The sequence below is a fragment of the Micromonospora sp. HUAS YX12 genome (assembly GCF_040215685.1).
GTDB lineage: Bacteria > Actinomycetota > Actinomycetes > Mycobacteriales > Micromonosporaceae > Micromonospora > Micromonospora tulbaghiae.
Genome location: NZ_CP157974.1, coordinates 1,663,739 through 1,679,137 on the forward strand (window position 1 = coordinate 1,663,739; position 15,399 = coordinate 1,679,137).

The 15,399-nt window shown below is 72.7% G+C and carries 12 protein-coding genes; 3 read left to right on the forward strand and 9 right to left on the reverse strand.

From position 1 onward, the window contains the following. Positions 1-996 (reverse strand): D-alanine--D-alanine ligase, encoded by a 996-nt coding sequence (locus ABIH81_RS08325; RefSeq protein ID WP_349879763.1) that lies wholly within the window; start codon positions 994-996, stop codon positions 1-3. Positions 997-1,003: 7 nt separating this feature from the next. Next, entirely contained in the window at positions 1,004-2,317 is a 1,314-nt protein-coding gene (locus tag ABIH81_RS08330) for a PLP-dependent aminotransferase family protein (protein ID WP_349879764.1), read from the reverse strand. A 282-nt stretch (positions 2,318-2,599) separates the two neighbouring features. Here ABIH81_RS08330 and ABIH81_RS08335 point away from each other — a divergent pair, with 282 nt between their 5' ends. Further along, positions 2,600-3,265, forward strand: a complete 666-nt coding sequence (locus ABIH81_RS08335; RefSeq protein ID WP_043327687.1) for a hypothetical protein — start codon at positions 2,600-2,602, stop codon at positions 3,263-3,265. 8 nt (positions 3,266-3,273) lie between these two features. On the opposite strand, the gene ABIH81_RS08340 is transcribed toward ABIH81_RS08335, so the two are convergent. The 7 genes from ABIH81_RS08340 to murJ all read right to left on the reverse strand — a co-directional run bounded on the left by ABIH81_RS08340 (position 3,274) and on the right by murJ (position 11,539). After that, on the reverse strand, positions 3,274-4,434 hold the full coding sequence (locus tag ABIH81_RS08340; RefSeq protein WP_349879765.1) for an N-acetylmuramoyl-L-alanine amidase: 1,161 nt from the start codon (positions 4,432-4,434) through the stop codon (positions 3,274-3,276). A gap of 162 nt (positions 4,435-4,596) precedes the next feature. Next, entirely contained in the window at positions 4,597-4,920 is a 324-nt protein-coding gene (trxA, locus tag ABIH81_RS08345; RefSeq protein ID WP_013289375.1) for a thioredoxin, read from the reverse strand. A 38-nt stretch (positions 4,921-4,958) separates the two neighbouring features. Beyond that, positions 4,959-5,912: a thioredoxin-disulfide reductase gene (trxB, locus tag ABIH81_RS08350; protein WP_349879766.1), complete on the reverse strand. Its 954-nt coding sequence runs from the start codon at positions 5,910-5,912 to the stop codon at positions 4,959-4,961. A gap of 177 nt (positions 5,913-6,089) precedes the next feature. After that, positions 6,090-7,028: a hypothetical protein gene (locus ABIH81_RS08355; RefSeq protein WP_349879767.1), complete on the reverse strand. Its 939-nt coding sequence runs from the start codon at positions 7,026-7,028 to the stop codon at positions 6,090-6,092. After that, positions 7,025-7,729 carry an RNA polymerase sigma factor SigM gene (sigM, locus tag ABIH81_RS08360; protein WP_349879768.1) on the reverse strand — a complete coding sequence of 235 codons (705 nt, stop codon included), beginning with the start codon at positions 7,727-7,729 and terminating at the stop codon, positions 7,025-7,027. Before sigM ends, ABIH81_RS08355 begins: the two co-directional genes overlap by 4 nt. A gap of 43 nt (positions 7,730-7,772) precedes the next feature. Then, positions 7,773-9,380, reverse strand: a complete 1,608-nt coding sequence (locus ABIH81_RS08365) for a protein kinase family protein (RefSeq protein ID WP_349879769.1) — start codon at positions 9,378-9,380, stop codon at positions 7,773-7,775. 410 nt (positions 9,381-9,790) lie between these two features. Then, complete coding sequence (murJ, locus tag ABIH81_RS08370) at positions 9,791-11,539, reverse strand: murein biosynthesis integral membrane protein MurJ (protein WP_349879770.1); 1,749 nt, start codon at positions 11,537-11,539, stop codon at positions 9,791-9,793. Between the two features lie 132 nt (positions 11,540-11,671). On the opposite strand from murJ, the gene ABIH81_RS08375 reads away from it, so the two are divergent. Together ABIH81_RS08375 and ABIH81_RS08380 are read left to right on the forward strand one after the other, a co-directional pair. Next, the gene (locus ABIH81_RS08375) at positions 11,672-13,132 is read left to right on the forward strand and encodes a CCA tRNA nucleotidyltransferase (protein ID WP_349879771.1); all 1,461 of its coding nucleotides are present in this window, start codon (positions 11,672-11,674) and stop codon (positions 13,130-13,132) included. 178 nt (positions 13,133-13,310) lie between these two features. After that, positions 13,311-15,347 carry a S8 family serine peptidase gene (locus ABIH81_RS08380; RefSeq protein WP_349879772.1) on the forward strand — a complete coding sequence of 679 codons (2,037 nt, stop codon included), beginning with the start codon at positions 13,311-13,313 and terminating at the stop codon, positions 15,345-15,347. The last annotated feature ends 52 nt before the right edge of the window (positions 15,348-15,399 follow it).

Sequence of the window (15,399 nt, forward strand, 5' to 3'; positions counted from 1 at the left end):
TCAGCGGCGGCGGGCGGCGGCCCGGGTCACGAGCGTGCCGAGAACCCGGCCGAAGTCGAGCCCGGCCGCCTGGATCGCCAGCGGCAGGAGAGACGTCTCGGTCATGCCCGGCGAGACGTTGACCTCCAGCACGTGCGGGTCGCCTCCGGCGTCGACGATCAGGTCGACCCGGGACACGTCGCGCAGGCCGAGCGCGGTGTGCGCGGCGAGCGCCACCTCGGTCACCCGGGCGGTCGTCGCGGCGTCCAGCCGGGCGGGCGCGTGCCAGGTGGTACGCCCGGCGGTGTAGCGGGCCGCGTAGTCGTAGACGCCGTTGCGCGGCACGATCTCGACCGGGGGCAGGGCCTGCGGCCCCTTTCCGAGGTCGAGCACGGAGACCGCCACGTCCATCCCGGGGACGTAGCGCTCCACGAGCGCGGTCTGGTCGTACGCGAAACAACCCACCATCGCGGCCGGCAGCGACGCCGCCTCCCGGACCACGGCGGCGCCCAGGCCGGAACCGCCCTGCGCGGGCTTGACCATCAGCGGCAGCCCGAGGCGTTCGACGATCCGGTCCAGGACGGCCACCGCGCCCAGCTCGGAGAATCGGTCGTGCGGCAGCGCCACCCAGTCGGGCGTCGGGATGCCCGCCTCGCGCAGCACCGCCTTTGCCGACGGCTTGTCCCAGGCGAGGCGGGACGACCGGGCGTCGCAGCCGACGTAGGGCACGTCCCAGAGGTCGAGTACGCCACGCAGCGAGCCGTCCTCGCCGGTGGCGCCGTGCAGGGCGATCACCACGGCGTCCGGCGGGTCGGCGGTCAGGGCGGGCAGCAGCGCCACGTCGGCGTCGCGCAGTTCCGCGTCGACACCGACGGCGCGCAGCGCGTCGAGCACCCGGCGGCCCGACCGCAGTGAGACGTCCCGCTCGTAGGACAGGCCGCCCGCGAGCACGAGTACGTGCGGCTCGTCGGCGGCGGATCCGGTCACGGGAGGCGGTGCGGCGGGGCTGTCGGACATGCGGGCATCATGCCAAGTCGGGACCGGGCGCGTCCGAGCCGCCCTGGCGACGGCGGGGTCCGGCGCCGCCGACCGCGCCGAAGACCTTGCGCATGGCGATCTCCTGCTCCATCACCCCGGCCAGCCGGCGGACGCCCTCACGGATCCGCTCCGGCGGCGGGAAGGAGAAGTTGAGCCGCATGTTCCCGGCGCCGGTGCCGTCGGCGTAGAAGCCGGTCCCCGGCACGTACGCGACGCGGGCGGCCACGGCGCGCGGCATCATCGCCTTGGAGTCGAGCCCGTCGGGCAGTGTCGCCCAGACGAACAGGCCGCCGCCCGGCGTGGTCCAGGTGGTGCCCTCGGGCATCAGGTCGGCCATCGCGTCGAGCAGCGCGTCCCGGCGCTCGCGGTAGACCTCGCGGTAGACCTTGAGCTGCTGCCGCCAGGGCATGGTGCCGAGGTACGTCGAGACGGCCGACTGCGCGTAGGCGCTCGGGCAGAGGATCTGCGCCTCGCTGGCGATGACCAGCTTGTCGCGGACCGCGTGCGGGGCCAGGATCCAGCCCACCCGCAGGCCCGGCGCGAACGTCTTGGAGAACGTGCTCAGGTAGAAGACCCCGTCGCGCCGCCGGGCCCGCAGCGGCGCGGGCGCCTCGCCTTCGAACCCGAGCTGACCGTACGGGTCGTCCTCCACCACGAGCAGACCGGCGCGCTCGCAGATGTCGAGCACCCGCTCGCGTCGTTCCTCGCTCAGCGTCACACCGGTGGGGTTCTGGTAGGTGGGGATGGTGTAGAGGAACTTCACCCGCCGGCCGGCGCGGGCCAGGTCGGCGATGGCCACCTCCAGCGCCTCCGGGATGAGCCCCTCGTCGTCCATCGGCACGTGGGCGACCTGGGCCTGGGCGGCCTGGAACACCCCGAGCGCGCCGACGTACGTCGGGCCCTCGGCGAGCACCACGTCACCCGGGTCCAGGAAGAGGCGGGCCACCAGGTCGAGGGCCTGCTGGCCGCCGACTGTGACCACCACGTCCTCCGGGGAGGCGCCGCAGGAGGCGTCGATCCCGGACAGGGACATCACCTCGCAGATCCGCTCGCGCAGCTCCGGGGTGCCCTGGCCGATGCCGTACTGGAGGGTGGTGGCACCGTGCTCGGAGCCGAGCCGGCCGAGCATCTCGCCGACCGCGTCCAGCGGCAGCGCCGCGATGTAGGGGGCCCCACCGGCGAGCGAGACGACCTCCGGCCGGCTGGCCACCGCGAAGAGCGCCCGGATCTCCGAGGCGGTCATCCCGCGGACGCGCCGGGCGTACCGGTCGGTGTAGTCGTCGAGCGTCGTGCCGGTCATGGACATCACCTCGATCGGGTGTCGGCGGGGCTGCCGCCCGGTGTGGTACCCGCGATGCCGACATCCATTGGCGGCGGGGCCGGTTTGTCGATCGTAGTCCCCGGTGACGGTCGCGGCACCGGCCGTGTGGACACGTCCACATCCCGGACCCGCCCGTCGGCCGTCCGGGCGGGGGTTCGCGCGTTCCCTCCCGTACCTCCGGACGGGGGCGTACGATCGCTCGTCGGGAGCAGGAGGGCGCGGGACACACCGGCGCTCCGAGCCTATTGGTGGGGTGCGCTCATGTCGCGACGTCTGGTCAGCCTGACCTTGGACACGCTGGAGGACCTGCCTCGATCCTGCCGGCGTTGCGTCTACTGGGAGCTGGATCCGGTTTCCGCAGAGCGGGCCTGCGCGGCCGGTGACCCGGGCCTGGAGAAGGAGGCGTGGGTCTCCCAGACGCTGCTGGAGTGGGGCTCCTGCGGCAAGCTCGTCTACGTCGACGGGATGCCGGCCGGTTTCGTGATGTACGCCCCGCCGGCGTACGTCCCGCGCTCGATGGCGTTTCCCACCTCGCCGGTCTCGGCGGACGCGGCGCTGCTGATGACGGCGCACGTGGTGCCCGCCTTCGCCGACGGCGGCCTGGGCCGGATGCTGGTGCAGGGCGTGGCCCGCGACCTGACCAAGCGCGGCATCAAGGCGATCGAGGCGTTCGGCGACGCGAAGTTCGGCGACGACGCGGACGACCCGGCCCGCGCGTGCGTGGCGCCCGCCGACTTCTTCCTCTCGGTGGGCTTCAAGACGGTCCGGCCGCACCCGCGCTACCCCCGCCTGCGGCTGGAGTTGCGTACGGCGCTGAGCTGGAAGTCGGACGTCGAGTACGCGCTGGAGAAGCTGCTCGGCTCGATGAGCCCGGAGACGCTGCTGCGGCCGGTCCGCCCGGCGCCCGCCACCCGCTCGACGAGCTGAGCCGCGGGTCAGTCGACGACGGTGCCGGCGGCGACGATCGCCCGCAGTTCGCTCACGTCGATCGAGCCGGTCGGCACGTCCCGCTCGATCGGCAGGTACATTCGCTGCACGCCGGCCACGATGGCCTCGACCACCCGGTCCCGGAAGCGCGGGTCGACGAGCCGCGCCCGGTCGTCCGGTGAGGTGAGGTAGCCGACCTCGACGCGTACCGCGGGCATCCGGGTGAGCCGGAGCAGTTCCCACGCCTTGGCGTGGGTACGGCAGTCGCGCAGCCCGGTTCGGGCCACGATCTCCCGCTGCACCAGCCCGGCCAGGCGCTCACCGGTCGCCGACGTGACGCCGTTGTCGGTGCCGTAGTGGTAGGTGGCCACGCCCTCGGCCTCCGGGTTGGCGTGCCCGTCGGTGTGCAGGGAGATGAACACGTCGGCGCCGAGGGAGTTGGCGAGCTGGGCCCGGTCCGCGTCCGGCAGGCAGTCGCCGGGCGACGGGCCCCGGGTGAGCTGCACCCGTACGCCGGCCGCGGCGAGCCGCCCCTCCAGCCGGCTGGCGAGGTCGTGCACGAGGTCCGCCTCGGTCCAGCGCAACGTGCCGTCCGGCACCACCACACCCGGGTCGGTGCCGCCGTGCCCCGGGTCGATCACCACGGTCCGCCCGACGAGCGTCGGCCCGGCCTGCCGGATGGCGTCGGACTCGCGCAGCCACTGCGGGCGCCCGCCGACCACCTTGCGGCCGAGGCGGCGCAGCGCGTTGACCGTGTGCGGCCCGCACGAGCCGTCCGGTTTCAGGCCCATCTCCCGCTGGAACTGCGCCACGGCGCGGGAGGTGCGGATGCCGTAGATGGCGTCGGCGCGGCCCACGTCGTACCCCATCTCCAGCAGGCGTTCCTGGAGCGACCGGACGTCCTCGCCGGTCAGCGGCTCGGGTACGGCGTGGAAGAGGGCACGGGCGCCGAACCGCCAGCGGGCCGCGTCGAGCGCCCGCCAGGTCTCGGCGCCGACCCGCCCGTCGACGCTGAGGCCGCGGGACTGCTGGAAGGCCCGTACCGCGCGTTCGGTCTGGTCGTCGTAGTCGTCGCCTCCGGCCTGGGCGGGAAGAAGTTCCAGGCCGGCGAGGACGGTACGGATCTCGGCCACCGCCGGTCCCTGGTCACCGGGTCGGATCGGACGCACGACGACCCCCTCTGCACGGACGTTGGCGGACCGGAACTCCGACGGATGCTTACGGAGCGTACCGTGGCCGATACCCGGCGGGTTCGCGTTCATGCAGGTCAGGAAAGCCGCAACCCCCGCCACCGGGCGTGGTGACGGGGGTTGCGGCGGTGTCGGTACGGCTCAGAGCGCCGACTCGATGAGCTTGACCAGCTCGCCCTTCGGCTTGGCGCCGGCGATCGACTGCACCGGCTGGCCGTTCTTGAAGATGGTCAGCGTCGGCACCGACATCACCCGGTAGGCGCGCGCCGTCTCCGGGTTCTCGTCGATGTTGAGCTTGACGATGGTGACCTGGTCCTTCATCTCACCGGCGATCTCCTCCAGCAGCGGCGAGACCTTGCGGCAGGGGCCGCACCACTCCGCCCAGAAGTCGACCAGAACCGGCTTGTCGGACTGCAGCACGTCGCTGACGAAGCTGGCGTCCGTGACCGCCTTGGTTGCTCCCACTATGAACTCTCCTCCTCCGAACCTTGCTCGTGGAACTCTCAGCCCTGGATGGTGGCGATGAACCGCTCGGCGTCCAGCGCGGCGGCGCAGCCGGTGCCGGCCGCCGTGATGGCCTGCCGGTAGGTGTGGTCGACGACGTCACCCGCCGCGAACACACCGGGCACGCTGGTACGGGTGCTGGGGGTCTGCACCTTCACGTACCCCTCGTCGTCCAGCTCCACCTGACCGCGGAACAGCTCGCTGCGCGGGTCGTGACCGATCGCCACGAAGACGCCCGTGACGTCGAGCACCTTGCTCTCGCCGGTGTGCACGTTGCGCACCCGTACGCCGTTGACCTTGCCGTCGTCGCCCAGGATCTCCTCGACCACGGTGTTCCACTCGACCTTGATCTTCTCGTTCCCGAGCGCCCGCTCCGCCATGATCTTGCTGGCGCGGAACGAGTCGCGGCGGTGGAGGATGGTCACCGACTCGGCGAAACGGGTGAGGAAGCTGGCCTCCTCCATCGCCGAGTCGCCGCCGCCGACCACCACGATGTGCTGGTTGCGGAAGAAGAAGCCGTCGCAGGTGGCGCAGGACGAGACGCCGTGGCCGAGGTATTCCTGCTCGCCCGGCACACCCAGCGGACGCCAGGCCGAACCGGTGGAGAGGATGACGGCGCGGGCGCGGTACGCGGTCTCGCCCACCCACACGGTGCTCACCGCGTCGGAGCCGATCTCGCCGGTGTCCTTCAGCTCGACCTGCGTCACGTCGTCGGTGAGGAATTCGGCGCCGAAGCGCTCGGCCTGCTTGCGCATGTTGTCCATCAGCTCGGGGCCGAGGATGCCGTCGGCGAAGCCGGGGAAGTTCTCCACCTCGGTGGTGGTCATCAGCGCGCCACCCGACTGCACGCCCTCGATCACCAGGGGCTTCAGGTTGGCGCGGGCGGCGTAGACCGCCGCCGTGTAGCCGGCCGGACCGGAGCCGATGATGATCAGGTTGCGGACCTCGTCCACTGCCGTCTCCCGATGTGTGTGTTCGTCACCGGCCGCACCGATGTCGATCCCGAGTGCCGACGGCTCTAGGGACGCCGGCGCCTGACTTGCAGAACGTCATCGTACGAAGCGGGGATTCCCCATCCGGTCGTCCGGTGGGTCAGGTCACGTGGCGGGACGAGCGTCGTGACCGCGTTTTCACCCTACCCGCGTCCGGAACCGCGTGTCCGCGCCGGACCCGGGTACCCCGCACTCCGGCCCGCTCGCCCAGCCCCAGCGGGCCCCGCCCGCGTCCGCGAACGTCACCACGAGCGCCGGTGCGCCCTGGAACCGGGCGTAGTCGACCATGGTCACGGTGAGCAGTCCGCCGCCGTGCTCGGCTCCGATCGCGGTGAGGCACGCGGCGAGCGTCTCCGGCCGGGTCAGCCGCTCCAGGCCGCCGAGGGCGCCGAGGCGATCACTCTTGTACAGGGGCGTCTCCGCGCCGTCGTTCGCCGCGCCGGACGGCCCGGCCATGTCCCCCGGCATCGACTTCGCTCCGGCGGGCGCCCGGCCGCCGGCGAGGCGTTCCGGTGTCCAGTCGGTGCCGCTGCGCAGGGCCGGGCCGGTGGTCCGGTACGGCGCGCCGGCCATCGGCGCCACCTCCCGGGCCGCCTGGTCGGCCGTACCGCTGTCGCCCGAATCCGCCAGCCGGCCGACACCGAGCCCCACCGCGGCGACCGAGGCCGCGGCCAGCGCCACCGGCCCGGCGATGCGGGCCCAGCGCCGGGGACGACGACCGGGGCCGCTGTGCCGGTCGGTACGGGGGGCCGTGCCGGGTGGCCGGCTCGCGCCGCCGGACTGCGCCGGGACGATCGGCGTACCGTCGCGCAGCGCGGGGCCGGCCCCGGCGAGCGCCGCGGTGATCCGGTCGGCCACCGCCTGCGGCATCTCCGGCGCGGGGGCCGCGGCCCAGCCGGCCAGGTCGGCGCCGACCAGGTCGACGGCGCCGGCGAGATTCTCGTACGCGGAACGCCACGCCGGGTCCTGCTCGACCAGCCCGGCCACCGTCGCCTGCTCGGGGGTGCCGTCCAGCGCCCCGCCGAGGTAGTCGGCGAGCAGGTCGTGGTCGACCTCGCTGAACTCCCGGGAAGTCACGGCTCCTCCTGGCTGACGGCCTGACGGGACGCTCCCGACGAGGATCCGACGCCCTCGGGGCGCCTGCGGTTCCCGGAGGTGAGCCGCGGCACGTCGCCGGCCGGCGCGTCGGCACCGGTACGCAGGTGCCCGAGCAGCACGGCGAGGCGGGCCCGGCCGCGGGCGCACCGGCTCTTCACAGTTCCCTCGGCGACGCCGAGCATGGCGGCGACCTCGGCCACCGGGTAACCCTGCACGTCGACCAGGACCAGCGCGGCCCGCTGTTCGGCGGGCAGTGCCGCGAGCGCCTGCCGGACCACCAGCGCGGTGTCGTGGTCGCGGGCCGGCGCGGCCGGCTCCGGACCGCCGGTGTGCCGGCCCGGTTCGCCGTCGGTGTGCACGCCGTCGGGCAGCGGGACGGTGGCGTGGGTCTGCCGCCGCCGGATCCGGTCCAGGCAGGCGTTCACCACGATGCGGTGCAGCCAGGTGGTGACGGCCGAGTCGCCCCGGAACCGGGCCGCCGCGCGGTGCGCCGACAGCATGGCGTCCTGGAGGGCGTCGGCGGCCTCCTCGCGGTCGCCGATCGTGCGTAGCGCGACCGCCCAGAGGCGGTCCCGGTGCCGCAGGAACAGCTCGGTGAAGGCGTCCCGGTCGCCTGCCGCGTGTGCCCGGAGCAGCTCCGGGTCGGAGCGGCCGGGCTGCGCGCCGTCGCGTTCCGCCATCACCACATCCGGCGGAGGTGGCGCGGCGGGGACGGCGGCCGGGTCACGAGCCCTGGACCACGATCTCCTGGACGCCGAGCTTCCAGCCGCTGCCGTTCTCCTTCTCCGGCAGCTTGGTGATCCAGAACAGCAGGTACTGGTACTTCTGGTCCGGCTCGAACGCGTTGAAGATCATCTTCGTGCCGCCGTCCTCGTTCGGCGGCCCGACCACCGTGGAGTAGGCGTTCACCAGCTGCTTGTCGCCGGAGGAGCTGGACGGGAAGTCGCCGCGGGCGCCGGTGCGCAGCTCGACGGTGGCGCCGGTGGCCGACAGCGTCGCCTCCAGTTGCTTGACCGTGTGCGGGGCACCCAGGTCGATCCAGACGCCCATGCCCTTCTTGAGGCCGCCGAACTTGGCGTTCGTCCGGTAGCTGTTGGTCTCCCAGCCGTCGTCGTCGTTGCCGTCGATCACCTTCTCGGCGTTGCGCACCTCGGCGCGGTCGCCGTCCGGGTCGATGATCCGTACGTCCTGGATGGTGAGCTTGCGGACCTGCGCGGCGGGCTCGTCCGCGCCCCCGGTGGCCGGCGCGCTGTTCGACGGCTGGGCGACCGGCTCCTTGTCGCCGTCGCCACCACCGAGCGCGTTGATGCCGATGAGCAGCCCGACCAGGGCGACAGCCAGCAGACCGGCGATGCCGATGGCGACCTTGCGGCCGCCGGCCGCGGCCAGCGGGGAGGGCTCCTCGCCGGGGTCGGCGGTGAAGCGCAGCGGGCCTGCCTGCTCCAGGAACTGCTCGTCCGCCGGGATGTCGAGCCGGCTCAGCTCGGCGGCCAGCACGTCCGACGACGGCGGGGCGATCTCCGGGTCGAGCAGGTCCATGGTGAGGTCGTCGAGGTAGGCCGGCACACCGGCGCGCATCTGCCGGGGCGCGGCGATGGCGCCACCGGCGTCCCGGACGGCATCCGGCAGGGCGGCGCGGCCGTGCCCGGCGGTGGCGCCGTGCAGCGGGGCCTCGCCGTGCGGCCAGTGCCCGGTCAGGGCGAAGTAGAGCACCCCGCCGACCGCGCGCAGGTCGTTCTCCTGGCTGTCCGCGCCGTCGGTACGCGCGTCGGCGAGCACCACCCGGCCGTCGTCGCTGATCATGACGGTGCCGGGGTGGAGGTTGCCGTGCACCATGCCGGTGGCGTGCACGGCGGCGAGGGCGCTGGCGACGGCGTTGCCGATAGCGGTGGCCCGGGCCGGGTCCAGCGGCCCGTCGGCGGCGACCGTCTCGCGCAGCGACTGCCCGTCGACCCACTCGCGGACCACGTAGGCCCGGTCGTCCTCGTCGATTGCGTCGTAGACACCGACCAGGTTGGGGTGGATGACGCGGCTCGCGGCGACCGCCGCCTGAAGCATCTCGGTGGCGGAGTCGCCACCCGGGTAGCGCAGGACCACGGCGACGGGACGGCGGAGCACCACGTCGACACCGCGCCAGACCAGCCGGCCCGCGCTGTCGTTGTTGATGTGCTCGACCAGTTCGTACCGCTCCGCGAGCAGCTCACCGACCGTGGGAGCACCGAAGGTCACGACCGCAGGAGAGATCTCCTCCGCTTCCTGACCCTCGCCGACCTGGGTCACCCGTCCTCCCTCGGTGATCGCGTCGATCGATGGACCCGTGCTGCTGGGCATGTGGCTTCCCGCTCTGCCTTCGGTGGAACGGCCGGCGGTCTCGACACCCGCGTCGATCCCGGTCGTACCCGTCGAGAGCGACCTTACCCGGGATGCCCGGTTCTCCGACATGTCATCTTCCCGCTGTGACCGGCCGGAAGGCCAGTCGCCACGGGCCCCGGCCGGGTCGCCCGCCCACCCGGCGGGCAAGCCGGACACGCACCGCCAATCTAAAGGTTGGCGGCAACGAGGCGGCACAGGGGCGTACCGGCGCGGTGACGGGGAGGTTTTCCCCGCCCCGGCCTGCGCTCCCTCGTCCGTACGGTTGGTTGTCCACAGGCCGAGAGGCCCAGTGGACGGCGGAATTCCAAGTTATCCACAGCCGTATCCCCAGCCTGGTGATCCTCGTTCACCGTCGGTCACCGAGGGGGTCAACGCCCGAGGCGCCGCCGGACCATCCCGACCACCTCGGTGATCTCGCCGATCCGCAGCACCATGGCGAGCCCGAGGTAGGTCGCGCCGATCGCCGCGCCGCCGATCACCAACTGGACCGCCGCGGCGAGCCAGCTCAGGCTCGCCGGGTCGCCGGGGAGCACCGCCACCACGAGCACGCCGACGAGCGCGGCGCCGAGCGCCGCCACGACCACCCGGCCGAGCGTCCGCATGATCCCGCCCAGCCCGATCCGGCCCACCCGGGGCCGCAGCAGCATCGCCGAGATGATCGCCGCCGCCAGGTACGACACCGCGTTGCCCAGCATCATCCCGGCCGCCGCGAACGTGTTCGAGAAGATCAGGAACAGGCCCACCTGGAGCAGGACGCGCAGCGCCACCACCGGAATGTTGATCAGAGCCGGGGTGCGGGTGTCCGGCAACGCGTAGAAGGCGAACGTGAAGAGCTGGCTCACCGCGAACGGCACCAGGCCGAGCGCCGCCACCAGCAGCACGGTCGAGGTGGCCACCGCGTTGTCGCCGGTGAACGCGCCGTACCGGAACACCACCACCGAGATCGGGGCGGCCAGCACGGCGTAGCAGACCGCGATCGGTGCGAGCACCGCGGTGACCATCCGGGTGCCCCGGGACAGGTCGGCGGTGACGTCGTGGAACCGGTTCTCGGCGGCCGCCGCGCTCATCCGGGGCATCAGCGCGGTGATGATCGAGACGGCGATGATGCCGTGCGCCATCATCAGCAGCAGGAAGACGTTGTTGTAGATCAGCAGGCCGGCGTTCTCGCCGTCCCCGCCGGTGGCCCGGTTGAGCAGGTTGACCACCACGAAGAGGCCGAGCTGGTTGACCGCGACGTAGCAGAACATCCAGGCGCCGAGCCGGGCCAGCTCACGCAGCCCCAGCTCGCGGAAGTCGAACCGCGCCTTCCACCGGAAGCCGACCTTGCGCAGCGCGGGCAGCAGGCCGATCGCCTGCACCGCCACGCCCAGCAGGGTGCCGCCGCCGACCAGCAGGATCCGGTCCCAGCCCACCTCGTTCGGCCGGAGGCCGGTCGCGCCGAAGACGACGATGTACAGGCCGAACGTGCCGATCGAGACGAGGTTGTTGAGGATCGGCGCCCACATCGGGGCGGCGAAGTGCCCCCGGGTGTTCAGCACCGCGGCGATCAACGCGCTGATGCCGGTGAAGAACAGCATCGGCAGCATCAGGTACGACAGCCGGGTGACGAGCGTGGTGTACGCCGGGTCGTCGCCACCGGCCGCGTACACGGCGGTCAGCACCGGGGCGAGCAGCACCGCGATCAGCGCGGTCGCGGCCAGCGCCAGCACCGCGAGGGTGAGCAGGCGCTGCGCGTACGCCTCGCCCCGGTCCGCGTCGATCTTGCGGCGGCGGACCAGCACCGGAACCAGGACGCTCGTCAGCACGCCGCCGAGCAGGAACTCGTACACCTGGTTGGGCAGGAACTGGGCGGTGGTGAACGCGTCGCCGACCATGGTGCCGAGCGCGGCGCCGATCATCAGGTTGCGGACGAACCCCGTACCCCGGCTCACCAGGCTGCCGATGGCCATCACCGCGCTGTTCGCCGCGGCGCTGGTCTCGGCGACCACCTCCTGCGGCGGCGCGACGGCCTCGACGCCGGGCTGGTTCAGCGGCTCGGCGGAGATGAAGGTGGCGCCGTCGTCCGGCGGCAGGCCGCCGCCGTGCGCGTTCGCGCTGCGGTAGAGCCCGCCGCTCATCTGCCAGCCTCCAAGGGGTACGTGGCGACCGGGCCCGTCCGGCCCCGCCCAACCGGAACCTTAGTCAACCCGGGCCCGTTACCCGCGCCCGGCGCAGTCGATCCACCTCCGGCCCGATAGGCTGGCGATCCCATGTCCGAAGCCTCCGCCTCCCACGCCGCCGACCGCCGCGAACTCACCGCCGCGCAGCGCAACGCCGTCGCCGAACTGCTCCGAGTCTCGCCGGTGGCCGACGAGCTGGGCCGGCGCTTCGCCCAGGCCGGTCACGAACTGCACCTGGTGGGCGGATCCGTCCGCGACGCGCTGCTCGGCCGGCTCGGCAACGACCTCGACTTCTGCACCGACGCCCACCCGGACGAGACCATCAAGGTCATCCGCGGCTGGGCCGAGTCGATCTGGGAGACCGGACGCGAGTTCGGCACCATCGCCTGCCAGCGCGACGGCCTCAACCTGGAGATCACCACGTTCCGCGCGGAGGTCTACGACCAGGTCAGCCGCAACCCGGTGGTGCAGTACGGCACCAGCCTGACCGAAGACCTCAAGCGCCGCGACTTCACAGTCAACGCGATGGCGGTCAGCCTCCCCGACCACCGGTTCACCGACCCGTACGGCGGGCTGGCCGACCTGGCCGCCAAGATCATTCGTACCCCCGGGACGCCGCAGGAGTCGTTCCGCGACGACCCCCTGCGGATGCTGCGCGCGGCCCGGTTCGCCGCCCAGCTCCGCTTCGCCGTCCACCCGGACGTCCGCGCGGCCATGACCGAGATGGCGGGCGACCTGGAGCGGATCACCGCCGAGCGGATCCGGGACGAGTTCACCAAGCTGCTCTGCGGCGCCGACCCGATCACCGGGCTGCGCCTGCTGGTCGACACCGGGCTGGCCGAGCACTTCCTGCCCGAGCTGACCGGGCTGAAGCTCACCATCGACGAGCACGCCCAGCACAAGGACGTCTACGAACACACGCTCACAGTGGTCAGCAACGCGATGTCGCTGGAGGAGGACGGCTGCGACTTCGTGCTGCGGATGGCCGCGCTCATGCACGACGTCGGCAAGCCCGCCACCAAGGCGGTCGGCCCGGACGGCCGGGTCAGCTTCCACCACCACGAGGTGGTCGGCGCCCGGCTGACCAAGAACCGGATGAAGGCGCTGCGCTACTCCAAGGAGATCACCTCCCAGGTGGTCAAGCTGGTCGGGCTGCACCTGCGCTTCTACGGGTACGGCCGAGGCGAGTGGACCGACTCGGCGGTGCGCCGGTACGTCACCGACGCCGGTGACCTGCTGTCCCGCCTGCACAAGCTGACCCGCTCCGACTGCACCACCCGCAACCGGCGCAAGGCGGCCCAGCTCGCGGCCGACTACGACGCGCTGGAGGAGCGGATCGCCCGGATCGCCGCCGCGGAGGACCTGGCCCGGGTCCGGCCCGACCTGGACGGCAACGCGATCATGGAGCTGCTCGGCGTACCGCCGGGACCGGTGGTCGGCCGCGCCTGGCAGCACCTGAAGGAGCTGCGTCTGGAGCGCGGGCCGCTGGACCGCGACGAGGCCGAGGCGGAGCTGCTGCGATGGGCCCGCGACGAGGGCATCACCGGCTGAGGCCGGCGTCGGGATTCGACGACGATACGTCGGCGTGTCGACCGATCGGTTGACCCCTTCCGGTCGATGTCTCCCGCATGATGGGTCATCGCCAGCCGCTGGATCCACGGATGCGGCTGCTCTGATCTTCATCCGCCCGTCCGACCCGGACGGTCGCTGGACACGGGGAGACATCTCGGTGACACGTCACGGCGCCCTGCGCCGCTCCGCACTCGTGGGGCTGGCCCTCACCAGCGCCACTTCCATCATCTGCGCCACAGTCGGCGGCCCCGCCCTGGCCGACCCGAAGCGACCGCCGGTCCGTGGCGCCGACACGGCCGAGGCGGTGCCCGGCCGCTACATCGTGGTCCTCAAGAAGGGCAAGACCACCCCGGCGAAGGTGAAGTCCGCCGCGTCCGCGCTGGCCGGAGAGCACGGCGGCACCGTACGCCGGGTCTTCGGCAAGGCGCTGAACGGCTACTCCGCCACCATGGACGCCCGGCAGGCCGCGCGGCTCGCCGCCGACCCGGGCGTCGAGTACGTCCAGCAGGTCCAGCGCTGGAGCACCGCCGGCACCCAGACCACCCCGCCGTGGGGCCTGGACCGCATCGACCAGCTCAAGACCCGGACCGACGGCAAATACACGTACCCGGCGACCGGCGCCGGCGTGACCGCCTACGTGATCGACACCGGCATCGACATCGACCACCAGGACTTCGGTGGGCGGGCCCGCAACGGATACGACGCCGTCGAGCAGGACGACGTCGCGCAGGACTGCGACGGGCACGGCACGCACGTGGCGGGCACGATCGGCGGTACGACGTACGGCGTCGCGAAGGCCGTGGAGCTGGTCGCCGTCCGGGTTCTCGACTGCTCCGGCAGCGGCGACACCGAGCAGGTGATCGCCGGCATCGACTGGGTCACCACGAACGCCACCGGGCCGGCCGTGGCGAACATGAGCCTCGGTGTCAGCCGCGTCGACCAGGCCGTGAACGACGCGGTCGCCCGCTCGATCGCTTCCGGCATCACCTACGCGGTCGCCGCCGGCAACAGCATGCAGGACGCCTGCGTCTCCTCGCCGGCGAGCGTGCCCGCCGCCATCACCGTCGGCGCCACCGACCGGGTGGACATGCGCGCCTGGTTCTCCAACTACGGCCGCTGCCTGGACGTGTTCGCCCCCGGCACCGGTGTCGTCTCGGCCAAGGCCGGCACCAGCGCCGGCTCGGAGTCGATGAGCGGCACCTCGATGGCGTCCCCGCACGTGGCCGGCGCCGCCGCCCTGCTGCTGGAGGAGCACCCGGGCTGGTCGCCGCAGCAGGTGCGGGACTCGGTCGTGACCACCGGCATCGGTGGGGCGGTGCACGACATCATGGGCTCCACCGACCGGCTGCTGCACATCGGCGCGGCCGCGACGGCCCGCGGCTCGTACGGGCTCAAGGCCCGGGTCAACGGCCGCTACGTCACCGCGGAGAGCGCCGGGACGAAGCCGCTGATCGCCCGGGGCACCTCCATCGGCGCCTGGGAGAAGTACGACGTGGTCGACGCCGGCGGAGGCCTGTTCGGCCTGCGGGCGCGGGTCACGAACAAGTTCGTCACGGCGGAGAGCGCCGGGGCGAAGCCGCTGATCGCCCGCTCGGCCACCATCGGCGCGTGGGAGAAGTTCCAGATCGTCGACAACACCGACGGCACGATCAGCCTGCGGGCGGCGATCAACGGCAAGTACGTCACCGCGCCGAGCGCCACCTCGCCGCTGATCGCGAGCAAGACCACGATCGGCACCGCCGAGAAGTTCGACTTCGACGCCCCGGCGCCCCTCGTGAGCCTCAAGTCGGTGGCCAGCGGCAAGTTCGTGACGGCGGAGAGCGCCGGGGCGAAGCCGCTGATCGCCCGCTCGGCCACGGTCGGCGCCTGGGAGAAGTACGAGCTGGTGAACGTCGGTGACGGCTTCGGCACCTTCGGCCTGAAGGCCCAGATCAACGGCAAGTTCGTGACGGCGGAGAGCGCCGGGGCGAAGCCGCTGATCGCCCGGGGCACCTCGATCGGCGCGTGGGAGGGGATGTCGTTCCTCGACTACAACGCCGACGGCTCGGTCTACCTGTACGCGAACGTCAACGAGAAGGCGGTCACCGCCGGCAGCGCCGGCACCAGCCAGCTCATCGCCGGCCGGACCATCGACTGGGACAGCCCGACCCTCGGTCTGGGCGCCGGCGAGAAGTTCGTCATCGCCGTGATCTGATCCGTACCACCGCACGACGCCCGCCGGCTCCCCGAGGAGAACCGGCGGGCGT